Raw genomic sequence first — 24,549 nt, forward strand, 5'->3', positions numbered from 1 at the left:
AATCGGCTCAAACATGAAGAAATGAAATGACTGAGTCAGCCGAGAAGAATTTCCCCGCTTATTCGCACCTTCCCTAAGTTGTAAAACTGAATTATTCACTCAGGGTTGACCATGTCTCCCATAGAATAAAATTTTCTTATAAAAAACGCCCCCCATCTTTCGATGGAGGGCGCTTTGTTATTCCAGCTATTGGGCCAAACCAGCCCAATATTTAGCTATTACAGGGACTCTGCGGTAGCAACCACGTTTTCCACGGTAAAGCCAAATTCCTTGAACAGCAGCTCTGCCGGTGCAGACTCACCGAAGGTGGTCATGCCGATGATCTTGCCGCCAAAGCCCACGTACTTGTACCAGTAGTCGGCGATGCCCGCTTCGATGGCCACGCGCTTGGTGACGGAAGACGGCAGGACGGACTCCTTGTACTCGGCAGACTGGGCGTCGAATACGTCGGTGGCCGGCAGGGAAACCACGCGCACGGCGCGGCCCTTGGCAGTCAGCTGCTCATAGGCGGCCACGGCCAGCTCCACTTCGGAACCGGTGGCGATCAGGATCAGCTCCGGGGTGCCGGCGCAGTCTTTCAGCACATAACCACCCTTGGCGGTATCGGCCAATTGCTGGGCGGTACGGTCCATCTGGGGCAGGTTCTGGCGGGAGAAGATCAGCGCAGTCGGGCCGTCCATACGCTCGATGGCGTGCTTCCAGGCGATGGCGGATTCAACCTGGTCACATGGGCGCCAGGTGCTCATGTTCGGGGTCAGACGCAGGGAGGCGATCTGCTCGACCGGCTGGTGAGTCGGGCCATCTTCACCCAGACCTATGGAGTCGTGAGTGTAAACGAAGATGGCGCGCTGCTTCATCAGGGCGGCCATGCGCAGGGCGTTGCGGGCGTACTCCATGAACATCAGGAAGGTGGCGCCGTAGGGGATGAAACCACCGTGCAAGGCGATACCGTTCATGATGGCGGACATGGCGAACTCGCGCACACCGTAGTGGATGTAGTTGCCTGCCGCGCTCTCTGGGGTGAGCGACTTGGAACCGGACCACATGGTCAGGTTGGACGGAGCCAGGTCAGCGGAACCACCCATGAACTCCGGCAGCAACTTGCCGAAGGCTTCCAGAGAGTTCTGGGACGCTTTACGGGTCGCAATCTTGGCCGGGTTGGCTTGCAGGGTTTCGATGATCTTGGCAGATTCAGCGGCCCAGTTGGCCGGCAGCTCGCCGACGGTGCGACGCTTGAATTCGGCAGCCAGCACCGGGTGAGCGGCTTCATAGGCGGCAAACTTGGCAGCCCAGTCGGCTTCCAGCTTGGTGCCCTTCTCCTGACCGTTCCACTCGGCGGCGATGTCGGACGGAATGACGAACGGCGCGTGGTCCCACTTCAGGAAGGCACGAGCGGCGGCGATCTCGTCGTTGCCCAGCGGTGAGCCGTGGCAATCGTGAGAACCAGACTTGTTCGGTGAACCGTAGCCGATGATGGTGCGGCAGCAGATCAGGGTCGGCTTGCCGGTCTCGGCCTTGGCGGCTTCAATGGCGGCATTGATGGCTTCCGGGCTGTGACCATCAACAGCCGGGATGACGTGCCAGCCGTAGGCTTCGAAACGCTTGGGAGTGTCGTCGGTGAACCAACCTTCAACGTGACCGTCGATGGAGATACCGTTGTCATCCCAGAATGCGATCAGTTTGCCCAGTTGCAGGGTACCTGCCAGGGAGCAAGCCTCGTGGGAGATGCCTTCCATCAGGCAGCCGTCGCCCATGAAGGCGTAGGTGTAGTGGTCAACGATGTCGTGACCCGGCTGGTTGAACTGCTCGGCCATGGCTTTTTCGGCGATCGCCATGCCCACGGCATTGGTGATGCCCTGACCCAGCGGGCCAGTGGTGGTTTCGATGCCTGGCGCATAACCGTACTCGGGGTGGCCGGGGGTGCGAGAGTGCAGTTGGCGGAAGTTTTTCAGATCGTCGATGGAGAGGTCATAACCGGAGAGATGCAGCAGAGAGTACAGCAGCATGGAGCCGTGGCCGTTAGACAGAATGAAACGGTCGCGGTCGGCCCACTTGGGGTTGTTCGGGTTATGCTTGAGGTGGCTGCGCCACAACACTTCGGCGATATCCGCCATTCCCATGGGGGCGCCCGGGTGACCGGAGTTGGCTTTTTGAACGGCATCCATACTCAATGCGCGAATGGCATTGGCAAGCTCTTTACGAGAAGGCATCTGTATCTCCTGCGATTGCTTCATTTGATGGCCAAGATTAAGGCGCGTTATTGTCCCAGCAGGGGGCGTGCGGTGCAAATATTATCTGGGCGAATAAAGTGGCTTTGGGAGCTCAATCGCTTTTCTTGCCAGGGCAAACGATTGAGTTGTCATCGGCTTGCACCCCAAATGGGGTAATGCACGTATCTTGTTCGGCCAGCACGGGGCAAAACCAAAATAGTGCTGGCAATCGAGAAGGGCGCTAACTAAAATGGACGTCCAGATGTAGATACCTCTACAATCATCCTATCATCACCCGGTTATTGCTGTGGCGATAACCCCAGACAAGCTGAGAATCCCATCATGGCAAAGCTGTTTACTTCCGAGTCGGTCTCCGAAGGCCATCCCGACAAGATTGCGGACCAGATCTCCGATGCGGTACTGGACGCCATCCTCAAGCAAGATACCAAGGCCCGTGTCGCCTGTGAGACCCTGGTCAAGACCGGTATGGTCATGGTAGCCGGTGAAGTAACCACCTCTGCCTGGGTTGATATCGAAGAGATAGTGCGCGATACAGTGCGTGACATCGGCTACACCCACTCCGACATGGGCTTCGACGCTGACTCTTGCGCCGTGCTGAACGCCATCGGCAAGCAGTCCCCTGACATCAACCAAGGCGTTGACCGCAGCGATCCGCTGGAGCAGGGCGCTGGTGACCAGGGCCTGATGTTTGGCTACGCCACCAACGAAACCGACGTGCTGATGCCCGCCCCCATCACCTACTCTCACCTGCTGGTGAAGCGTCAGGCCGAAGTACGCAAGAACGGTACCCTGCCGTGGCTGCGTCCGGATGCCAAGAGCCAGCTCACCTTCGCCTACGACGACGCAGGCAAGATCCTGGGTGTGGATGCCGTTGTGCTTTCTACCCAGCACAGTGAATCCATCAGCCACAAGGATCTGGTGGAAGCGGTGCGCGAAGAGATCATCAAGCCTGTGCTGCCGGCCGAGTGGATCACCAAGGACACCAAATACTTCATCAACCCGACCGGCCGTTTCGTTATCGGCGGCCCCATGGGTGACTGCGGTCTGACCGGTCGCAAGATCATCGTCGACACCTACGGCGGCATGGCCCGTCACGGTGGTGGCGCTTTCTCAGGCAAGGATCCGTCCAAGGTTGACCGCTCCGCCGCCTACGCTGCCCGCTATGTGGCCAAGAACATTGTCGCCGCCGGTCTGGCGGATCGCTGCGAGATCCAGATCTCCTACGCCATCGGCGTGGCCGAGCCGACCTCCATCAGCGTCGAAACCTTCGGTACCGCCAAGGTGGCCGAGGATCTGCTGGTCAAGCTGGTACGCGAGCATTTCGAACTGCGCCCGTATGGCCTGATCGAGATGCTGGATCTGAAGCGCCCCATCTACCAGGCTACCGCTGCCTACGGTCACTTCGGTCGCGAAGAGTTCCCGTGGGAGCAGACCGACAAGGCCGAGCTGCTGCGCTCCGCTGCTGGCCTCTAAGGCACTCAGTTGTGATAAAAGGGGAGCCTGGCTCCCCTTTTGCTTGTCTGCTGACCGACGGAAATCCCATGTCTGCTACCCCTGCTCATCTCGAACAACTGCTGCATAAGCGGGTCGACGCCTGTTTCGTGCAGGCCGAGGCGCGCCTCGGTCGCACCTTTGCCCGACCGCGCATCCACTGCAATATGCGGGGCAGGGCGGCGGGTTCGGCGCGGCTGCAAACCTGGGAGCTGCGCTTCAACCCTGCCCTCTATCAGGCCAACCAGCAGGCGTTTCTGGACGAGGTGGTGCCCCATGAAGTGGCCCATCTGCTGGTCTATGCCCTCTGGGGTGAGGGTCGAGGCAAGCATAGGGTATTGCCCCACGGCAAGCAGTGGCAGTCGCTGATGCGGGAGCTGTTCGGCCTTGAGCCCAGAACCACCCACAGCTTCGATCTGACGGTGCTGGCCCAGCGCACAGTGCCTTATCGCTGTCACTGCCAGCAGCATCAGCTGTCGGTTCGCCGCCACAACAAGGTGGTGCGCGGTGACGCCCGCTACCACTGCCGCCGCTGCAAGCAGCCCCTGGAGCGGGAACAGCAGGTGCCAGTGCCTGCACAGTAAGCCAGCCCGTGTCGCAACCCTGTGTTAGGGTGCCTTCTCTTTTCGTCCAACCGTTTTATTGCCAAGGATCTTCATGTTTCGTCCCCTGCTCTCTGTCGCCCTGACTCTGTTGGTCAGCCTGCCCCTTCATGCCCAGACTTTTCGCACCGCCAAGCAGGATCTGGTCAAGCTCTATCAAACCCAGCCCACAGTCACCACCTTCTACTGCGGCTGCGACATTCGCTATCAGGGCAAAAAAATGAGCCCGGATCTGGCCAGTTGCGGTTATGAACCGCGCAAGCAGCCCAAGCGCGCCGCCCGTATCGAGTGGGAACACGTGGTACCCGCCTGGGAATTTGGCCATCAACTGCAGTGCTGGCAGCAGGGTGGACGCAAAAACTGCAGCAAGAGCGATGAGTTCAACAAGATGGAGGGGGACATGCACAACCTCTTCCCCGCCATCGGCGAGGTGAATGGCGATCGGGCCAACTACCGCTTCTCCGACTGGAATGGCACCCCGGATCAGTACGGCCAGTGCCAGATGCTGGTGGATTTCAAGGAGCGCCGGGTGCAACCACCCAAAGGGCTGGTACGAGGCCAGATCGCCCGCGCCTACCTCTATATGAGCCAGCAACACGGGCTGCGCCTCGCCGCGCAACAACGTAAACTGTTCGAAGCCTGGGACAGGCAGTACCCGGCAGATAGCTGGGAGTGCGAGCGCAACCGCCGCATCGGCAAGCTGCAGGGCAATACCAATCCCTTCATTGAAAAGCAGTGCCGATAACCCCATTTGACTAAGAAGGGGGAGCGCCCCCTCTCATCATGAACCCCTTCAACCTCTGTCGCGTGAGCCTTGCTCAGCGCCTCGCAGTAGGATATTGAAGGGTTTCCAAGCAAGAGACTGATAATCAGCCATGCGCATTCCACGTATCTATGAAGCGGCCACCCTGCAAGTTGGCCAGACCCTCGCCCTGTCGGAAGACGGCGCCAACCACATCGGCCGGGTACTGCGCATGCAGCCGGGCCAGCAGCTCGAGCTGTTCAATGGCGACGGCAATCAATATGCCGCCACCATCACCCTGGTCGGCAAGAAATCGGTTGAAGTGACCATCGACAGCTGCGAGCAGCGCTCGGTGGAATCCCCCTTCGCCATCCATCTGGGCCAGGTGATCAGCCGTGGCGACAAGATGGACTTCACCATCCAGAAATCCGTCGAACTGGGTGTCACCTGCATCACGCCGCTCTTCTCCGAGCGCTGTGGCGTCAAGCTGCCTGCCGACAGGCTGGAGAAGAAACGCGAGCAGTGGCAGAAGGTGGTGATCAGTGCCTGCGAGCAGTGCGGCCGCAATGTGGTGCCCGAAGTTCGGATGCCGATGGAGCTCGATGCCTGGCTGGCCGAAGAGACCCAAGAACTCAAGCTCAACCTGCACCCCCGCGCCCCCTACAGCATCAACACACTGCCGGTGCCGGAACACGGGGTGCGCCTGCTGATCGGCCCGGAAGGGGGCTTGTCGAGCGGCGAGATCGCCCGTACCGTGCAGGAAGATTTCAAAGAGATGCTGCTGGGGCCGCGGGTGCTGCGCACCGAAACCGCCGCCCTGACCGCCATTACCGCGCTGCAGTGCCGCTTTGGCGATCTGGCCTGAAACAGGTTTTAAGAATCTCACTCGCAATCGAGCCACAAGAAGGAAACTCGGATGACCATTAAACTCGGCATAGTGATGGACCCGATTTCGGCCATCAATATCAAGAAAGATTCCAGCTTTGCCATGCTCGAAGAGGCGCAAAAGCGCGGCTATGAGCTCTTCTATCTGGAGATGTCGGATCTCTATATGGAAGCCGGCCGCGCCTTTGGCACCATGCGCCCGCTGACCGTCAAATATGACTATGCCGACTGGTTCAACCTGGGCGAGGTGATCGATCAGCCCCTCTCCACCCTGGATGTGATCCTGATGCGCAAGGATCCCCCCTTCGACACAGAGTTCATCTACGCCACCTACATGCTGGAACGGGCCGAGGATGAGGGCTGCCTCATCGTCAACAAGCCCCAGAGCCTGCGCGACGCCAACGAGAAACTCTACACCGCCTGGTTTGCCGAACACACCCCGACCACCCTCGTCACTCGCAGAGCAGACAAACTGCGGGCCTTCCATGCCAAACACAAAGACGTGATCCTCAAACCGCTGGACGGCATGGGCGGCGCCTCCATCTTCCGTATGAAAGAAGATGACGCCAACGTCGGTGTCATCATCGAAACCCTGACTGAACATGGCAGCCAATACTGCATGGCGCAGACCTATCTGCCCGCCATCAAGGATGGCGACAAGCGGGTGCTGGTGGTGGACGGTGAACCCGTACCCTACTGCCTGGCCCGCATTCCGGCGCAGGGGGAGACCCGTGGCAACCTGGCGGCCGGTGGCCGTGGCGAGGCGCGCCCCTTGAGCGAAGCGGACTGGGCCATCGCCCGCGCCGTCGGCCCGACCCTCAAAGAGAAGGGCCTCATCTTCGTCGGCCTCGACATCATAGGCGATAGGCTGACCGAGATTAACGTCACCAGCCCGACCTGCATCCGCGAGATCGAGGCCGCCTTTGACGTCTCCATCACCGGCATGCTGATGGATGCCATCGAGCGTCGGCTGGCGAAAGCCTGAGTGGCTCACCACTAAACGGCAATAAAAGAAGAGGCGGCCCCTGGGCCGCCTCTTCTTTTTCATCCTGTTACCTCATTTATCCCGGCACCTTTTAACAGCGGAACTGCCCTACCTTCACCTTGAGATCGCTCGACAGCTGCTCCAGCTCATGACAACTCTGGTTCAACTCGGACGCGGCCTTGGTCGACTCTGTCGCTATGTGGGCTATGTTGACCACGTTGCGGGTGATCTCCTCGGCTACCTTGCTCTGCTCCTCAGCCGCCGTGGCGATATGGGTGTTCATCTCGTTGATCACATTGACCGAACTCACTATCTCACCGAGGGCCTGACCACAGGCCAGCACGGTGCGATTGGACTCCTCAACCTGACTCAGCCCCAGTTCCATGCTGGAGGCCGCCTCGCTGGCGCCTTGCTGCAACTTGACGATGGTCTTGCCGATCTCTTCAGTAGAGCGCTGCGTGCGCTGGGCCAGGGTGCGCACCTCATCGGCCACCACGGCAAAGCCGCGCCCCTGATCCCCTGCCCGCGCCGCTTCGATGGCCGCATTGAGCGCCAGCAGGTTGGTTTGCTCGGCAATGCCACGAATGGCATCCATCACGCTGCTGATATTGCGGCTGTCATCCGCCAGCTGGGTGATCATGGCGGCCGTGTTCTGGATCTGGGCGGAGAGGCCGGACATGCGCAAGATGGCATCTTCGACGATATGGTGGCCGTGACGGGCACTCTCGTGGGCATGGTGCGCCGCATCGGCAGCGCTGTTGGAACTGTTCGCCACTTCGGCCACAGTTGCACTCATCTGGTTCATGGCGGTCGCGGTCTGATCCGTTTCTGCCTGTTGCTCTGCGAAGCGCCCCCGGCTTTGCATGCCGATGTGGGCCAGATGGGCCGACGCTGTGGCAAGCTGCTCCGCCATGCCGTTGATCTGGGTGATGAGCTCACGAAAATGGCAGATCACCTCGTTGAGTGAATGAGCCAGCCCGCCCATCTCATCTTTGCGCAGCACGGGTACCAGCTTGCTCAGGTCGAGATCGGTCTGCATGCCGCGCAAGATCCCGCCCATGGCGACCAAAGGTTGACTGACGCTACGTCCGGCCCACACACCGAAGAACAGAATGCAGGCCCCCCCACCACAAACATCAGGATAAAGAGCTGGAATAGTTGCTGCCTGAGGTCATTGAGCTCGCCGATATTTTGCTCCGCCTCCTTGAGCTGGAACTCCACCAGCGCGCTCACACCGTCGCTCACCGGGTCTATCACCCCGTAGAGGGGCATGATGCGGGCAGCCAGCAAATCCCGCGCCTCCCCCTGCATCTGATCCAGCACAGCCACCACGGCAGCAATCTGCTGGTCGGCGGCACCAAACAAGGCCTGCACACTGGCGGCCTCCTGCTGTTCGGCCGCGCTCATCTCCCGACTCCGGTATTGCTGCCAGATCTGCGCTATCTCCCGCTGCGCCTGCTGCATGTCAGCCTTGGCGTTGGACGGTGCTATGCCCCCCACATTGGCCTTGTTGGCCGCATCGATCACCTTGACCGCGTAGAGATCGGCAATCTGCTTGAGCTCCTTGAGCTGTACCACCTCTCCCTGATACATGGCGTTCATTCCCGCCATCAACTGGGACATCGCCTGGGTTGCACCGACCAGCAAGGCCAACAGTGCCAACAGGGGCACAACGCAACCCAGGATCAACTTCTGTCTGATCGAAATACCTTCCATGGCTTTCTCTCCACTCGAAATATACTGATAGCCTAGACCCTGCTGGTAAAAAGCGGTTTTGCCCAACGAGGCGAGCTGCCATAATTGCTTCAAATACCTTTGCAATATTTGGCCCATATGCAAACACTGCAAAATCATTTTCTGCTCGCCATGCCGAGCCTCTCTGATCCCTATTTCGAACGTTCGCTGGTCTATCTGTGCGAGCACAATGAAGAGGGTGCCATGGGGTTGGTGGTCAATATCCCGGTGGACATGTCACTGGATGCCATGCTGACCCAGCTCAAACTCGCACCACCGTCCAGCCCGGAACTCAAACAGCCGGTGCTGCAAGGGGGCCCTGTGCATGCCGATCGCGGCTTCGTGCTGCACAGCTTCCGTCCCGGGTTCAACTCCACCCTGCAGGTGGGGGACGAACTCATGGTCACCACCTCCAAGGACATACTGGAAACCCTGGGCACCGAACAGGCACCGGATCACTGGTTGGTGGCGCTCGGTTACGCCGGCTGGAGTGCGGGTCAACTGGAACAGGAGCTGGTGGACGGCGCCTGGCTGGTGATACCGCCCAACCCGGATCTGGTCTTCAAGACCCCCATTCATCAACGCTGGCAGCAAGCGGCCGCCAGCATAGGGGTCAATCCCATTCATCTATCCAGCGACATCGGCCATAGCTGATGCCGTTTGCCACGCATTTTGCGATGCGTTTTGAGGAAAACATTCAATGTCATCACGCAGTATCATGGGCTTCGACTACGGCACCAAGAGCATAGGGGTCGCCATCGGACAGGAGCTCACCGGCACGGCCCAGCCCCTGCGCGCCATCAAGGCCAACGACGGTGTGCCCAACTGGGACGACATCGAAAAACTGCTCAAGGAGTGGCAGCCAGACCTTCTGGTGGTCGGCCTGCCGCTCAACATGGATGGCACAGAGCAGGAGATCACGGTACGGGCCCGCAAGTTCGGCAACCGTCTGCACGGCCGCTTCGGCAAGCAGGTAGAGTTCAAGGACGAACGGCTCACCACCACGGATGCCCGCGCCCGCCTGTTTGAACGGGGTGGCTACAAGGCCCTGGACAAAGGGAGTGTGGATGGCGTCTCCGCCCAGCTTATCGTTGAGGCCTGGATGGAAGAGCAGTACGGCTAATCCAGAAACAACAAGGCAAGGACCGCAGCCCTTGCCTTGCCACATACTCCCCCCAATCATGCCTGTGACTGATCAGGCGCCAGCGCCTCGCCCTTTGTCAGGCTCAGATGTTCCGACTGCCCCATGGGAACCGTGACTGCAACATTAGCGTGGCGATGCGTCGTTGTAGAGTCGCCGGATTTCGTTGCGCAGCCACATCACCTTGGCATCCTGATTGTGGCGTTTGTGCCAGAGCAGAATGAAGGCAATCTCCAACTGGGCATAGAGCTTCTCGGACAGCGGTAGCGGCATGGCAATCAGGTTATCGTGATGCTTGGCCGCATAACCGCCGCAGTAGGAAGGGGCGATGGCAATCAGCTCGTGGCTGGACTGGGCGGCAATATGCAACGCCTGCTCGAAGCTGGAGACCATGATGGGCACATTTCGTTTCAGCCCTTCTTCCTCCAGCAGACTGTCGAGAGCCCAGCTGTCATTCGCCTCCCACACCATGCTGACCTGAGGAGACGCCAGAAAGTTCTCCAGCGACCACTTCTGCTCGAGCAGGGGGTGATCCTTGCGTAGAAAGACCACGGGGCGATCGGTGAACAGCACCTCATGGTCGATGTAGTAGGGCAACCGGTTGACCTTGGCCCGGGAGCGGGCATAGGTTTCCCTGGCACAAAATCCCAGATCCGCATCGCCGTTGACAATGTCATTGAGGGAATGGTGATCCCACCCCAGCATCCTGACCACAGAGTTGGGGTACTTCTGGTAGATGGTCATGGGCAAATCGCTCAGGAAGCTGATGTAGAAAGGCGACTCCATCACCAGACTAAAGCGGGCACCATCCGGTATCGCATCGCTATTGAGCGAAGTGATGGTGTCAGTGAGCTGGAACCAGACCTTCAGCTCCTCCTCCAAGGTCAGGGATAGGTTGGTGGGCTGCAACCCCTGCCGCACCCGTACAAACAGGGGATCATCAAACCAGTCCCGCAGTTTGGCGAGGGATTTGCTCACCGCAGACGGGGTAACACAGAGTTTTTTGGCTGCGCCTGCCACACTGCGCTCCTGTATCAGATACTTGAAGACCACCAGCAGGTTCAGATCGAGCTCACCCAGATTGCGCATATCCCCTCTCATATCTCATTGTCTGCGCGAGCTTCACGCACCGCGAGCCATGGTACCAGCCCTTTGACGGCCAGGTAACTGAGCAGTGCCAGCAGCAGGGCATAGATCAGCATCTCGGACGGAGTAAAGCCTAGCCGGCCAAGCAACCAGATATAGAGGCCGGAGAGGCTGATCTGCATGATGCAGAGCACGGCGCTGGCAAAGGCCACGTTATGCTGGCAACCATCGAGCGCCTCCCCCATCGCCACCCCGAAGCCACAGGAGAAGCCGACACAGACCAGAGCAAACCCCGGCAGCAGCAAGTGGATATCCCCTCCCGCCTGCCAGCTGCCGAGCAGTGAGCACGCCGCCAGCAGATAGGAGAGATGAGACACCGCCAGCACCTTCTGTTTGCCCAAACGGCGCAACAACAATGGCGTCAGGAAGGAGGTGGACATGCTCACCCCGGCCATCACCATCATCACGATGGAGTACTGCTCGGTGGTAAAACCAAATTCCTTCATCAGGATCAGTGGCGAGACGCTGACATAGACCAGAATGGACGTCACGCTGGCACTGGTCAGCAGGGAGAGCAGCATAAAGCGCGCGGAGCGCAGCAGGGCGAAGGGCAACGCCGTGTCACTCCCCGGTTGCCGGGCAGGACGGGTCTCCTTGAGCAGCAGCAAGTTCACCAGACCGCTAATGGCCGCCACCAGCGCCATCGCCACGAAGATCCCGCGCCAGTCAAAGTGGGACAGGATGAGATAACCGAGCACCGGCGCCAGCACAGGAATAACGCAGATGACGCCATTGATCATCGAGAGCGCCATCGCCAGCCGCTCCTGGCTCAATACATCCCGCAGCACGGTAAAGGTCATGATATAGAGCGCCCCCGCCCCGACGCCCTGCCAGAAACGGCCGAGATAAAACTGGCTGATCCCCGCTGCATTACCCGCCACCAGCGAGGCGCTGACAAAGATGAGGGCGCCCCCGATCACCACCCAGCGCCGTCCGTAGCGATCCGCAATCATTCCCCCCAGCAGCACGGTGGCCGCCATACCGAACAGATAGATGGAGAAGGCGGTGTGGATCTGCGCCTCGCTCGCCTGCAGGGTGTCGGCAATCTGGGGCACCGCCACCAGATAGAGATCGATCCCGACCGGATAGAGGATGATCATCAGAAAACTGCACAACAGGAAAATACCCATGGATGCTCCATAACAGAGTGGCCCACAAGCACCCGCCTGACGGCTGAAACAGGTGGCCAGAGTGGGCGGGGCCAAGGTGGTAACGAACGTAGTAACGAACATGACAACGAACAGGGTCGCAATGGGAGAACTATATGGGCGACCCCCTCCTGCACCTAGTGAAGAGATGGCGATCGGTACATTCCAATTTGGACATTTTATTTTAAGTGCCGAGCTATTTGGGCATTAACGTGAACGATGGCCGTGCCAGGCAGCACCAAAAAGTACGCCGGGCAATCCCGGCGTACTCATCTCAATCAGAACAACCGCACTGTCACTCGGCCAGCTGGCTCAGGATGGCGTGAGCCGCCTTGACCCTGGCCTCGTTGGGATAGTTGCGGTTGGCCAGCATGACGATGCCTATCCCCTTGGCGGGCACGAACGCCACATAGGCCCCAAAGCCGCCGGTCGAGCCCGTCTTGTTATAGAGCCGCTGCTCGCCCATCGCTTTGGGCACCGCAAGGCGCGTGACCGGATTGGCCTGGAAGCTCACCGCCGGTGAGTTGCCCGCCAGCAGCACCTGCTCGGTGACGGGATAGGCGTAACTCTCCCAGCCCAGCCCCTGGGTCATGCCCCCCACCGAATGGAAGCCGGTGTGGGTCAGCGCAATCGCACTTGTTACCGCGGCATCTCCCTGATACCCCATGTTCGCCTCGACAAACTTCAGCAGATCCGCAGAGCCGGTCTTGATCCCATAAGCCTCGGCCGCCAGCACGCCCGGGCTGACCCTGACGGGCTTGTCTTCCTTCGAGTAACCGTAGGCATAATTCGCCATGGCCGACTCCGGCACCTGGATATAAGTGTGATGCAAGCCCAGCTTGGGCAGCAGAGTCTGGCTCATCAGTTGCTCAAATGGCTGGCCCAGGCTATTCGCGGCCAGGTGACCAAACAGGCCTATGCTGGGGTTGGAGTACTGGCGATGGGTACCCGCCGGGTAGGCTGGCGTCCACTGGCGATAGTAGGCATGCATCTTGTCGGTGGAATCCACCTCGTCGGGGAATTGCAACGGCAGACCGCCCGCACTGTAGGTGGCAAGCTCGGCCATGGTGATGCCGTCGAAGGCAGAGCCTTTCAACCAGGGCGCATGCTGGCTCGCCTTGTCCTCCAGCTGAAAACCACCCTTGACCGCGGCATAGGCGCCAAGAGTCGCGGTCAGTGTCTTGCTGACTGAACCAATTTCGAACAGGGTCTGCTCGCTGACGCGAGCTCCGCTCTCCCGATCCGCCACCCCGTAGTTGAAGTAGTGCGCCTTGCCTTCTTTGAGCACGGCGACCGCCATGCCCGGAACCCTGTGCTCCTTGAGCAAAGGCTGGATGGCGCCATCCACCACGGCCGTCAGGGGCTCGGCTTCTTTTGCATGGGATAAGGGGGAGAGCAGCAGGGTACTCAGTACCAGCAGCGACCGGGTTGTAGCTTTTTCCATTTGATGAGTCTCATGATGAATGTAGGTAACGCCAACCCCATGGCTGGCACAGTCAATCCGTGCGCAAGCATAGATGAGATCCATGTGCCTACTGTGAACCAGAGTGAAGTCTGTGTGAAGTCGCCCCAAAAATGACCCGGCTCAATGGCTTGCCCTTTCGTTGCCCCCCTCCTACATCGCTGACGTATAAGCTGTAGGGGCAATGAGACACAGGGGGGAAACACGAGTGAAAGCACAAGAACAGATAGCAGGGCTGCTGGCGGCACTGGAGCAGGTGATTTTGGGTAAGCCCTTGCAACTCAAGATAGCCCTGGTCACCCTGCTGGCCCGTGGCCACCTGCTGATCGAGGATCTGCCCGGCATGGGCAAAACCACCCTGGCCCACGGGCTGGCACAGGTGCTGGGGCTCGACTGCCGACGGGTACAGTTCACCGCCGATCTGCTGCCCGCCGACCTGCTGGGGCTGCAGATCTTTGACACCCACCAGCAGCAGTTTCGTTTTCACCCCGGCCCCGTCTTTACCCAGGTGCTGCTGGCAGACGAGATCAACCGTGCCAGCCCCAAGGTGCAGAGTGCCCTGCTGGAGGCCATGGCCGAGGGGCGAGTCAGCATCGAAGGCCACACTCACCCGCTCCCCGCGCCCTTCTTCGTCATCGCTACCCAGAATCCGGCGGATCAGGCGGGCACCTATCCCTTGCCCGAGTCCCAGCTCGATCGCTTCGCCGTGCGCCTGTCGCTCGGCTTTCCACCACGGGAGGCCGAACGCCAGCTGCTGCGAAGCGGTAACCAGACCAATCCTCTGACCCGGCAACTGGATGCTGCCGGGCTGGCCACCCTGCAGGCCGAGGTGGATGCCATTCATGTCTCCGATGCCACCCTCGACTACCTGCTGGCGCTGGTACACCAGAGCCGTTTCGATGCAGAACTGCCCCAACCCCTCTCCCCCAGAGCGGCCCAGACCCTGCTGGCGGTGAGCCGGGCCTGGTCATTGGTGGCGGGGCGCCGTTTCGTCACTGTGGAGGATGTGCAGGCCGTCTTCCCCTACGTTGCCGAGCACAGGCTCAGAGGCAGCTTCGGGGTACAGCGCGGCGAGGCCAGCCCCCTGAGCCAGCGCCTGCTGGCCAGCGTCAGTCCGGACAATCCTTGATGAAACGCCCCCTACCGGGCTGGCGCCGGTTCAGGGAGCAGTGGCAGCAACGCTGGCTGACCCGCCGTATCCCCCCCGCCCGCCAGATGACACTGGGACCGCGCAGCCTGTTTATCCTGCCCACCCGCATGGGGCTGCTCTATCTGCTGGTAATGATCGCCATCTACCTGCTCGGAACCAACTACCAGAACAACCTGGTGCTGCTGGTCTCTTATTGCCTCGGCAGCCTCTTCATGGCCGCCATGTGGCTTACCCATCGCAACTTGCTGGGGCTGGAACTGCTGGGAGGTTCGACCGTGCTGGGGGAGGCGGGCAGCCAGGTCCCCATCCAGGTGACGGTACGAAGCGTGCGCCCGTGTCAGGCGCTGTACTTTGCCCTCAATGAAGGTTCCCTCTGGCTGGTGCAGGCAAACTCGACACCCCGGAGCCTGACCCTGCCGGTGCGGGGAATGCAACGCGGTCGCTTGCCACTGGGCCGCCTTCGGGTAGAGAGCCGCTATCCACTCGGTCTGTTTCGCTGCTGGTCGCTGCTGGATCTGCAACTGGAAGCCTGGCTCTCGCCCAGGCCTCTCTATGGGCCACTGCGGGGCGGTTCGCCATCAGGGCAGAAAGGAACCCAGGGTCAAGCAGTTCCAGGAACCCGCACAAGATGACACTCACCTCAGCCTGCAAGGCGTCACAGGCACGGATCTTGAGCAGCGACTGTCAGCCCTGGCCTGGTGGTGCGCCGATTATGGCAAGCGGGGCATCCCTTTCACCCTGACCCTGACAGGCCAGACCCAGGGCCCGGAGAGCGGCCCCGCCTTTCTTCGGCACTGTCAGCTGGCATTGGCCCGCTTCGATGACAGAGCCGGATCTGTAAACGAGAGCTCTCCCGATGCTGCTCGATAATCGCCGTCTGCTGCCCCTCATCGCCTTGCAACAAGGCGTGCTGGTGCTGGCACTCTGGCCCCAGCTGCAGCTCTGGGTCGTCGCAGTCGGCGCCATCACCATGGGCGTGCGGGCCATGATGCTGTGGCAGGAGTGGCGTTCGCCCCCCGCTCGCGCACTGGCGCTACTGGCCATCACAGGGATTCTGCTGTTGGCCTGGCAATGGCGGGCGCTGGGCACGCTGCCAGCCCTCATCAACCTGCTCTGGCTCGGCTACAGCCTGAAGATGATAGAGGTGCGGCGGGAGCGGGATGTAGAACAGGTGCTGCTGCTCGCCTTCTTTCTCATCGCGCTGGCGCTGGTACAACGTCAGAGCATGGGCTGGGCACTGACCATGGCGGCCACACTCTGGCTGACGGTGAGCACACTGGTGACGGCCGTGGCACCGGAGCAGAGACAGCCGTGGCGCAGCGCTGGCACCTCACTGCTGCTGGCCCTTCCCCTGCTGCTGACCCTGTTTCTGGTGCTGCCAAGACTGCCCCCGCTCTGGCAAATGCCAACCACCAGCCGCGCCCTGTCGGGGCTCTCGGAAGAGGTGGCCCCCGGCGACATCAGCGAGCTGGTCAACTCCTCCGAGCTGGCCTTTCGCGTCACCTTTGCCGATGGCCCGCCCCCCGCCAGCGAGCGCTATTTTCCGGTGATGCGCCAGGAACAGTTCGATGGCCGCCACTGGCTGCTCAGTGCCGAGACCCGGCAGTGGCAGCAATCCCAACCCATGCAGAGCATACAGCTACAAACCGGCGCTGGTCCCCTGCCCCCCGCCAGTTACGAGGTGATCGCCGAACCCCAGCGCCACCGCTGGACGCTGGCGCTCTCCCAGCCCAACGTCTTGCTCGGCCCTGTGCTGGTCAGCCCGCTGGCTACCCTGTATCGCCGCGATCGGGGGGATCAAAGGATCAGCTACCGGGTCACCACAGCGCCGACGGCGCTGCCCGCCGACACCGCCACCCTGCGGCGCAACCTGCAACTGCCCGCCGCCGGCAACCCCAGGGCCCGCGCCCATGCCCAGGTACTGAATGCCCGCCATCCCGTGCGAGCAGAGCTCGTCGCTGCCCTGCTCGACGGCTTTCGGCGCGAGCCCTTTTACTACACACTGCAGCCCCCCCTGCTGGGGCCTGACGGGGTGGATGACTTCCTGTTCAACAGCCGGCGTGGTTTTTGTGGTCACTACGCCATGGCAACTGCCTTCGTGCTGCGGGCAGCCGGGATCCCGGCGCGGCTGGTGACCGGTTATCTCGGCGGGGAATGGAATCCCCAGGGCCAGTATCTGGAGGTGCATCAGTTCGATGCCCATGCCTGGGTGGAGTACCTGGATGACAGTGGCAACTGGCAGCGACTGGACCCCACGGCGGCGGTGGCACCGCAGCGGGTCGAGGGTGGCATGACGGCAGCCTTGAGCGAAGAGTTCACCGCCGCCGATCCCCTCTCCCTGCAGCGCTATCGCCAGTGGGCCCTGCTCAACCAGCTGCGCTGGTGGGGAGCCAACCTCGACTATCAATGGACGCGGCGGGTGCTCAACTACGATGCGGCCCGGCTGTGGCAACAGGTGGGGTTGCGCTGGCCGGCCCTTGCCAGTCATACCCCCTGGTTGATCCTGACCTGCTTGCTGGGAGTCGCCACCCTGATCGGCACCCTGCTGCTGTGGCCGGGACGGGCTCTGCCACACCTGAAGGTATGGCAACCCCTGCTCCGACGGGCTGCCCGCCAGGGGCGGCAACCCCACGCAGGGGAGAGTCTGGCCAGCTGGTGCGAGCGGCTCATCACCCTTGACCCCGAGCTGGCGCGGCCACTGCAACGCTGCGCCTGGCTCTATCGGCGCTGGCGCTATGCCCCCCTCTCCGAACAACGGCAGCAACAAACCCTGCGACAACTGCAACGACGGCTGCGCCAAACCTGCCAGCTATGGGACAAGCGCCGGTAGTGACAAGCCAGCATGATATGCAGACAAGGATCCACCAAAACAGAAGGGGAGCCAATGGCTCCCCTTCTTTATCATCCCATGTTGACCAACGCAGGGTTTAAAGCTGCTTGCCGTGCTGGGCCGGGTTGTCCCAGATCCCTTCTTCCAGCTGGCTGCGGATCTCGGGGTACTTGTTGGCATCAAAGGTGGGCAGTTTGCCCAGCTTGAGCTGATCGTTGTAATCCTTGGCCAGCTTGATGGCCACGCCGGAGAGCAGCAGGATAGCCACCAGGTTGACGATGGCCATCAATCCCATGGAAACATCCGCCATGGCCCATACGGTCGGCAGTTCACCCACTGAACCGAACATCACCATGCCCAGCACGAACATCCGGAACAGCATCAGGCCGCCCTTGTGGTTGTGCTCCAGGAACACCAGATTGGTCTCGGCGTAGGAGTAGTTCGCCACTATGGAGGTGAAGGCGAAGAAGAAGATGGCTGCCGCGATAAAGATGTTGCCGCTACTGCCAATCTGGGAGGAGAGCGCACGCTGGGTCAGCTCGACACCGGTTATACCCGAGCCGGGTTCGAACTGACCTGACATCAGTATGATGGCGGCAGTACAGGTACAGATGACGATGGTGTCCATGAAGACCCCCAGCATCTGTACATACCCTTGCGAGGCCGGGTGCGGCGGATAGGGCGTCGCTGTCGCGGCGGCGTTCGGGGCTGAGCCCATACCGGCTTCGTTGGAGAAGAGACCTCGCTTGATGCCGTTGATCATCGCCTGGGAGATGGCATAACCCATGGCACCGGAACCCACCTGCTCGATACCCAGAGCAGACTTGATGATCAGGGAGAACACACCGGGCAATTCGCTGATATTCATCGCCACTATGAACAATGCCAGCAGTATGTAGGCCAGTGCCATGAAGGGGACCACCAGTTCGGCGAAGCGGGCTATGCCTCGAATGCCGCCAAAAATGATGAGGCCGGAGAGCACCACCAGCGTCAAACCGCTGACCCAGTCAGGAATGCCGAACGCTACCTTCATCGCCAGACTGATGGAGTTGGCCTGCACCGCATTGAACACCAGACCGAACGCCAGGATCAGACAGAGTGAGAACAGCACCCCCATCCAGCGCATGCCGAGACCGCGCTCCATGTAGTAAGCAGGGCCACCACGATAGTTGCCATCTTCATCCTTCACCTTGTACAGCTGGGCCAGGGTGCTCTCTACGAACGCCGTCGCCATGCCAATGAAGGCGATCAGCCACATCCAGAAAATGGCGCCCGGGCCACCCAGATAGATGGCAACGGCTACACCGGCCAGGTTGCCGGTGCCCACACGGGCGGCAAGGCTGGTACAGAGTGCCTGGAAGGAGGAGATGCCGGCCTTGTCTGATTTGCGGCTATTGCGCAAGACGGAGAACATGTGGCCGAAGTGGCGAACCTGAATAAAACCCAGGCGGAAGGTAAAGAAGATGCCGACCCCTATCAGCAGGTAGATAAGCACAGCTCCCCACATAAGGTCGTTTAGCATTGCGATCAAGGTGTCCATATTTCTCTCGTTGTTATCACATCCATGGCCAGTCTGCGCTGACCCCTTTCTGTCTATTTCTGAATTAGCGTTTCACTAAAGGGGCGGAATCTAGCATAGCGAGGGAGTTCAGAATAGTGATCCCGATCACTACAGAAACAAAAAACGAGCGTTTCAACGCAATAAAGCTTCATTTAACACGCAAAGTTTCAACAAAACTGAGAGTCAAATTTATCAGGCGACAAATTAGACCCAAAAGAGCATATTTTGGCAATTATCCACATAGAGGTAGGCGTGCTCGCCAGGAGGCAAACTATTGCGCAAGCGTTTACCTGAAATGGCTTTCAAAATGGGGCTGCTTCGCCAAACGTTTTACACGTAATAAAATTTCAAGTAGCTAACCACACAATTTATGTGATCGACTACACAAAACCGATAATCAACCAAAAAAGTTGTTTTTATCAGGGGATAAAACCGCTCACGAAAAATGGATAAAAGTCGTTTTTAATCAACTACTTTCACCCACTACTTCCCACTGCCGGCGACCATTGGATGATAAGCATACAAGCCACCCTATTGCAGGATGAGCCACATCCGTATTAATTAGGCAGGCAGTGGCGATGGGCCTCCCCCATCGTGCTTTTCTGAGCCTGAGTCGCCGTGATTTTGTAATTTTATTTCAGAATGGTCGTCTCACGCCCGCCACCCCAGAGCCTGCGCCCTCACCAAGAGAGTGCGCCCTCATAAAGAGATGATATTTGCCATGGCCGATAAATTAACCCAGCTGAAAGCCCTGACCACAGTTGTCGCCGATACCGGTGATATCGAAGCCATCAAGCGCTACCAGCCCATCGATGCCACCACCAACCCGTCCCTGGTGTTGAAGGCATCCGAGATCCCCGAATATGCGGCGCTGATCGAAGACGCCATCAGCTGGGCCAAATCCCAGAGCCAGGACAAGGCACAGCAAATCATCGACGCGGGCGACAAGCTGGCGGTCAACATAGGTCTGGAAGTGCTGAAAATCGTTCCGGGTCGCATCTCCACCGAGGTGGATGCCCGTCTCTCCTTCGATACCGAAGCCAGCATCGCCAAGGCCCGCAAACTGATCCGTCTCTATAACGAAGCGGGCATCGCCAACGATCGCATCCTGATCAAGCTGGCCTCCACCTGGGAAGGCATTCGTGCCGCCGAGGTACTGGAGAAAGAGGGGATCCAGTGCAACCTGACCCTGCTGTTCTCCTTCGCTCAGGCCCGTGCCTGCGCCGAAGCCGGTGCTTTCCTGATCTCCCCGTTCGTGGGCCGCATACTCGACTGGTACAAAGCCAAGCACAACCGTGACTATACCCCGAGCGAAGATCCGGGCGTTGTCTCCGTCACCGCCATCTACGACTACTACAAGCAGCACGATTACCCGACAGTGGTCATGGGCGCGAGCTTCCGCAACACCGGCGAAATCCTGGAACTGGCCGGTTGTGACCGTCTGACCATAGGCCCTGCCCTGCTGGAAGAGCTGAGCAAAACCGAAGGCGCCGTGGTGCGCAAGCTGAACTACACCGGCGAGCGCAAGGCAAAACCGACTCCGATGTCCGAGGCCGAATTCCGCTGGGAACTGAACCAGGACGCCATGGCTCACGAGAAGCTGGGTGAAGGCATCCGCATGTTTGCCATCGATCAGGGCAAGCTGGAAACCATGCTGGCCAGCCGCCTCTGATAAGGCGTCAGGACCAGACAAAACCGGGCGCCCGCGAGGGAGCCCGGTTTTTTTATGAGCGCTTGATCCCTTGTCATGAGTTCGTCACGAAAACGTTTTATTTTCAATGGCGTTATGTTATACGGGTGATGAAAACGAGAATAACCAAGGAGGGAGCCATGGAAATGTTCAACTTCGATTATGACGATGTAGTTGAGCTCGGTTCGCGTAGCCGCGGGACAACGGGAAAAAAACGTAAATGGCGTGAGATTGAGGCGTTGAAAGATAAACATCGCCTGCAGAAGGAGCTGCAATCCATCGACATCGCTTATGAAGGTCTCTCAGACGAGATCGAACTGTAAAAGCAAGGCCCCGGTTGAACCGGGGCCTTGCTTTTGAGTACCTTGCCCTCAGGACGAGGGGGGCAACGATAGCCGTTGGGCCAACTCCTGAAAATGCTGGCTGATCTCGGCGCCAAACAGGGGATCCCCGATGGCGCGATTCTGCCAGAGCTGCTCCAGGTGACGCCAGTCATCCTCGGTCAGTGAATCACGCAGATGAGGGAAGATGACCGCCTCTTCATAGTTCATGTGCGCCTCTTGCAGCGCCACAAACTGCTCCAGCCTGGCGGTGAACTGATCCAGCGGAATGACCGAATCCATCAGTATCATCTCCACCATCTCCTTGAGCTCGGCACCGGCACCCAACAATCTGGCGTGCTCCTCCTGCAGCCTGTTGGCCACCTCCCCTTCCACCACCCGGTATTTCAGGTAGTAGTCGTAGATCATGTCCTCTTTCGGATGGTGGTACTTGTCAGAGACCTCCCGCAAGTAGTCCACCGCGTCCCGGATCAGGAAGTAGCTGACTGGCTGTTCATTGCGAATGGCGGCGAGCTTGTGTTTAAGCAGCTCCAGCAACCTGGCGATATTGAGATGGTCCTTGTGCAGACTGGATAACATAAGCACTCCTTGCGCTGAGATAGAAAGATACTTATTGAAGTATACGGTCATTTATCGCGCTAACTTTGCACTCAATCAAGTCAACAGCAGAGAAGACGACAAGCAAGCAAGGCCTCAGACCTCCCATTTACGCTCGTCAAGACCCGCCAATTCGGCTCCTCAGCCCATATGCAGACAGCAAGCCGCCCTCACCAATATCCGTTCATGACATGACCAGAGCAGGCTTGCCCGCGACACTTATGGCCGTTACCCGCAGACCGAATGCCAGTTGATGGGGCTCATTCCCTGTTGGGACAGCAGACGATTGGTCTCGGAGAAGTGGCCGCAACCGATAAAACCGCGATGAGCCGAGAGCGGGCTGGGGTGAGGCGCACTCAGCACATGGTGTCGGCTCCGGTCAATGAAGCGTCCCTTCTTCTGGGCATGGGCCCCCCACAGCAAAAAGACCACTCCCTGACAGCTGGCATTGATCTGCTCGATAACCCTGTCTGTGAAGGTCTCCCAACCCAGATGGGCGTGGGAGTGGGCCATCCCCGCCTGTACCGTCAGCACTGTATTGAGCAGCAAGACCCCTTGCTGGGCCCAGGATTCAAGAAAACCGTGGTTGGGTGTGACAAAGTCCGGCAGATCCCGCTGCATCTCCTTGTAGATATTGACCAGAGAGGGAGGCGTACGCACACCGGGCAGCACGGAGAAGCAGAGGCCATGGGCCTGATTTGGGCCGTGATACGGGTCTTGACCCAGGATCACCACCTTGACCTGATCCAGCTCGGTCAGCTTGAAGGCGTTGAACACCTCGGTCGCGGGAGGATAGATCACCTTGCCCGCTTCCCGCTCGCTCCTGACCGTCGCCAGGGTCGCCTTGAAATAGTCCTGCTCTTTTTCTGATCCAATCACATCTGTCCAGGTCCGCACCCCAATATCCTCAATTAATACGGCAAGGGGCTCAGGATAGGGGGCCAGACAGCAAGACGCAACCGTAGCGCCATCGTCTGAGCCCACCAAGCAAGGCCGCATCCTTGAGTGATAACACGCAGCAGGGGGCATCTCCCGGCCCCGGTATCGCAGGCCAGCGGCCACACTCGGTCACGCGTCCTCCCTGCGGGCTGTACAGCCCTTCTATATAGAAGAGAAGATCAATGGCTACAGGCCCCCTTGCCAGCGTCATGGCTCCCTGACCCATACTGCCGATGAACCAAAATATCTATCCCTTCAAGAGAGAGCCCAGCACCTTAATCATGGAGGAACACCCAATAAGATGTAGTTAAATTACTAGATTAAATTAATGAAAGATGCATAATTTGGATATCTTACATAATCAGAAAAATGATCTATTTTTGATTAATCTCAATGAATTAATCCCTTCACTCCTGCGCAAAACGCATATTTCTTGATTTAGATCAATTTTCGTAATATTACCATCGTGGTATATATGACCCAACGAAGTAAAGGTGTAAGGCAAGGGCCCTTTAAGTCATCCCGGTGGTTTAAATACATCAGGGTAATTTCCTTACAGTTGAATCCGCTTTCCTATGAGGAGTCATACCATGATCAAGGGCATCCAAATCACCCAGTCCGCCAACACAGCTTTGCTGAACTCTTTCTGGCTGCTGGACGAAGAGAAGCAACAAGCGCGTTGCATCTGCGCCAAGGGCGACACCTTCGCCGCCGATCAGGAAGTCAAACTCTCTGATCTGGGTCAGTTCGAATACCGTGAACTGCCGGTTCAAGCTGAACCTGCCGTAGAAGGTGGCCAGCACCTGAACGTCAACGTACTGCGCCGTGAAACCCTGGAAGACGCCATCGCCAATCCGGAAAAATATCCGCAGCTGACCATTCGTGTTTCCGGCTATGCCGTGCGCTTCAATGCACTGACCCCGGAACAGCAACGTGACGTTGTGACCCGCACCTTTACCCAGAGCCTGTAATTCCCTCTGCGTGAATCTGCACACTGACAAACGGCCCACTCGGGCCGTTTTTGTTGGTACGCCATCACCTGTTGCCATGTCTAGTCCTGAAATAGGTTTACACATTTTCGGCTAGCATTTCTCCACTCAGAACCCCCGATGCACCGCATCGGGGGTTCTGTATTTCAACGCATGATGCGGTCGCTCCACGTTATAAATATCCACCGCCTCACGCACCATCTCCCGCGCTTGCGCCAGGTCCTGTGGGCTTTGCAACAACAACTCTCCTTTCAAAATCCCGTTCACCCGCTCCGCCAACGCATTCTGGTAGCAGTCATACCCATCGGTCATCGAACATCTCACCCCGTACCGTTCATGCAATGACTGATACAGGCCCGAGCAATACTGCACGCCGCGGTCCGAGTGATGGATAAGCCCCTCGCCGCCACGCCGTTGCTTCAGTGCTTTCTTGAACGCCATCGCCACCGACTCGGCGTGCATCCCTTCGTGCACGTGATGGCCCACTATCTTGCGTGAGTACGCATCCGTCACCAGGCTCAGGTACAGTGGCCCACTCCTGGCTGGCAGATAGGTGATGTCGGCGACCCAGACTTGCTCCGGTGCTACCGGTGTGACCTGCTCAGGCCCCACCTTGAGCAAGTTGGGATGACGGTAGAAACGGTGAAAACTGTGGGTAGTCTTGTGATACGCCCGCCTGGGCGGCACCAGCAGGCGGTGCTCGGCCAATATCCGAAACAGCCTGTCCCGCCCGACCTTGAGCCCGCCATCATCCTGACCCTGAAGCAGATAATGCAGCTTGCGGGTGCCGACCCGCGGTTGTCGCAATCGTACCTGACGCACGAAGCGCACCACCTGCAGCCCCTGTGCATGGCGCACGTCTGCAACCCGATTGCGCTTGTAGTA

General features: G+C 59.2%; 20 protein-coding genes and 2 pseudogenes. 13 read left to right on the forward strand and 9 right to left on the reverse strand.

Going from position 1 to position 24,549, the window contains the following annotated elements; all coding sequences use genetic code 11:
- Positions 1-218 precede the first annotated feature (218 nt).
- Complete coding sequence (tkt, locus tag OKC28_RS20890) at positions 219-2,210, reverse strand: transketolase (protein WP_212538990.1); 1,992 nt, start codon at positions 2,208-2,210, stop codon at positions 219-221.
- Positions 2,211-2,552: 342 nt separating this feature from the next.
- On the opposite strand from tkt, the gene metK reads away from it, so the two are divergent.
- From metK to gshB, 5 genes are all read left to right on the forward strand, one after another.
- Positions 2,553-3,704, forward strand: coding sequence for a methionine adenosyltransferase (gene metK, locus OKC28_RS20895; RefSeq protein ID WP_021140072.1), 1,152 nt, complete (start codon positions 2,553-2,555; stop codon positions 3,702-3,704).
- A 68-nt stretch (positions 3,705-3,772) separates the two neighbouring features.
- A complete protein-coding gene (locus OKC28_RS20900) occupies positions 3,773-4,306 on the forward strand; it encodes a SprT family zinc-dependent metalloprotease (protein WP_270691041.1) in 534 nt (177 codons plus the stop codon).
- Between the two features lie 73 nt (positions 4,307-4,379).
- A complete protein-coding gene (locus tag OKC28_RS20905; protein WP_021140070.1) occupies positions 4,380-5,069 on the forward strand; it encodes an endonuclease in 690 nt (229 codons plus the stop codon).
- Between the two features lie 130 nt (positions 5,070-5,199).
- Entirely contained in the window at positions 5,200-5,931 is a 732-nt protein-coding gene (rsmE, locus tag OKC28_RS20910) for a 16S rRNA (uracil(1498)-N(3))-methyltransferase (protein ID WP_021140069.1), read from the forward strand.
- A gap of 51 nt (positions 5,932-5,982) precedes the next feature.
- Positions 5,983-6,936, forward strand: a complete 954-nt coding sequence (gene gshB, locus OKC28_RS20915) for a glutathione synthase (RefSeq protein WP_021140068.1) — start codon at positions 5,983-5,985, stop codon at positions 6,934-6,936.
- A gap of 91 nt (positions 6,937-7,027) precedes the next feature.
- Here gshB and OKC28_RS22960 read toward each other — a convergent pair.
- Positions 7,028-8,652, reverse strand: a pseudogene (locus tag OKC28_RS22960) (methyl-accepting chemotaxis protein).
- A gap of 117 nt (positions 8,653-8,769) precedes the next feature.
- Here OKC28_RS22960 and OKC28_RS20930 point away from each other — a divergent pair.
- On the forward strand, positions 8,770-9,324 hold the full coding sequence (locus OKC28_RS20930) for a YqgE/AlgH family protein (RefSeq protein WP_265466834.1): 555 nt from the start codon (positions 8,770-8,772) through the stop codon (positions 9,322-9,324).
- A gap of 46 nt (positions 9,325-9,370) precedes the next feature.
- Positions 9,371-9,793 carry a Holliday junction resolvase RuvX gene (gene ruvX / locus OKC28_RS20935; RefSeq protein WP_043556315.1) on the forward strand — a complete coding sequence of 141 codons (423 nt, stop codon included), beginning with the start codon at positions 9,371-9,373 and terminating at the stop codon, positions 9,791-9,793.
- A 144-nt stretch (positions 9,794-9,937) separates the two neighbouring features.
- Here ruvX and yidZ read toward each other — a convergent pair whose 3' ends face one another.
- From yidZ to ampC, 3 genes are all read right to left on the reverse strand, one after another.
- On the reverse strand, positions 9,938-10,900 hold the full coding sequence (gene yidZ / locus OKC28_RS20940; RefSeq protein WP_270691043.1) for an HTH-type transcriptional regulator YidZ: 963 nt from the start codon (positions 10,898-10,900) through the stop codon (positions 9,938-9,940).
- 8 nt (positions 10,901-10,908) lie between these two features.
- Positions 10,909-12,087: an MFS transporter gene (locus OKC28_RS20945; RefSeq protein WP_270691044.1), complete on the reverse strand. Its 1,179-nt coding sequence runs from the start codon at positions 12,085-12,087 to the stop codon at positions 10,909-10,911.
- 313 nt (positions 12,088-12,400) lie between these two features.
- On the reverse strand, positions 12,401-13,549 hold the full coding sequence (gene ampC / locus OKC28_RS20950) for an FOX/MOX family class C beta-lactamase (RefSeq protein ID WP_270691045.1): 1,149 nt from the start codon (positions 13,547-13,549) through the stop codon (positions 12,401-12,403).
- Positions 13,550-13,775: 226 nt separating this feature from the next.
- On the opposite strand from ampC, the gene OKC28_RS20955 reads away from it, so the two are divergent.
- The 3 genes and pseudogenes from OKC28_RS20955 (at position 13,776) to OKC28_RS20965 (ending at position 17,547) form a co-directional block, all read left to right on the forward strand.
- Positions 13,776-14,696 (forward strand): AAA family ATPase, encoded by a 921-nt coding sequence (locus OKC28_RS20955; RefSeq protein WP_270691046.1) that lies wholly within the window; start codon positions 13,776-13,778, stop codon positions 14,694-14,696.
- Positions 14,696-15,587, forward strand: a pseudogene (locus tag OKC28_RS20960) (DUF58 domain-containing protein). Before OKC28_RS20955 ends, OKC28_RS20960 begins: the two are co-directional and overlap by 1 nt.
- Positions 15,574-17,547: a transglutaminase TgpA family protein gene (locus tag OKC28_RS20965; protein ID WP_270691048.1), complete on the forward strand. Its 1,974-nt coding sequence runs from the start codon at positions 15,574-15,576 to the stop codon at positions 17,545-17,547. Before OKC28_RS20960 ends, OKC28_RS20965 begins: the two are co-directional and overlap by 14 nt.
- A 97-nt stretch (positions 17,548-17,644) precedes the next feature.
- On the opposite strand, the gene OKC28_RS20970 is transcribed toward OKC28_RS20965, so the two are convergent.
- Complete coding sequence (locus OKC28_RS20970; RefSeq protein ID WP_021140062.1) at positions 17,645-19,087, reverse strand: alanine/glycine:cation symporter family protein; 1,443 nt, start codon at positions 19,085-19,087, stop codon at positions 17,645-17,647.
- Between the two features lie 742 nt (positions 19,088-19,829).
- On the opposite strand from OKC28_RS20970, the gene tal reads away from it, so the two are divergent.
- Complete coding sequence (gene tal, locus OKC28_RS20975; protein WP_021140061.1) at positions 19,830-20,780, forward strand: transaldolase; 951 nt, start codon at positions 19,830-19,832, stop codon at positions 20,778-20,780.
- 158 nt (positions 20,781-20,938) lie between these two features.
- The gene (locus OKC28_RS20980) at positions 20,939-21,121 is read left to right on the forward strand and encodes a DUF3545 family protein (RefSeq protein WP_005316976.1); all 183 of its coding nucleotides are present in this window, start codon (positions 20,939-20,941) and stop codon (positions 21,119-21,121) included.
- Positions 21,122-21,169: 48 nt separating this feature from the next.
- Here the strand turns inward: OKC28_RS20980 and OKC28_RS20985 are convergent, their stop codons facing one another.
- Together OKC28_RS20985 and ung are read right to left on the reverse strand one after the other, a co-directional pair.
- Positions 21,170-21,718, reverse strand: a complete 549-nt coding sequence (locus tag OKC28_RS20985) for a hemerythrin domain-containing protein (protein ID WP_021140060.1) — start codon at positions 21,716-21,718, stop codon at positions 21,170-21,172.
- A gap of 246 nt (positions 21,719-21,964) precedes the next feature.
- Positions 21,965-22,633 carry a uracil-DNA glycosylase gene (ung, locus tag OKC28_RS20990; RefSeq protein WP_005316980.1) on the reverse strand — a complete coding sequence of 223 codons (669 nt, stop codon included), beginning with the start codon at positions 22,631-22,633 and terminating at the stop codon, positions 21,965-21,967.
- A gap of 632 nt (positions 22,634-23,265) precedes the next feature.
- Here ung and grcA point away from each other — a divergent pair.
- Complete coding sequence (gene grcA, locus OKC28_RS20995) at positions 23,266-23,646, forward strand: autonomous glycyl radical cofactor GrcA (protein WP_005316999.1); 381 nt, start codon at positions 23,266-23,268, stop codon at positions 23,644-23,646.
- Between the two features lie 126 nt (positions 23,647-23,772).
- Here grcA and OKC28_RS21000 read toward each other — a convergent pair.
- On the reverse strand, positions 23,773-24,549 hold a 777-nt coding region (locus OKC28_RS21000), incomplete at its 5' end, for an IS3 family transposase (RefSeq protein ID WP_270691049.1).

Origin of the sequence: Aeromonas sp. D3 (assembly GCF_027705025.1) — a bacterium.
Classification (GTDB): Bacteria; Pseudomonadota; Gammaproteobacteria; order Enterobacterales; family Aeromonadaceae; genus Aeromonas; species Aeromonas salmonicida.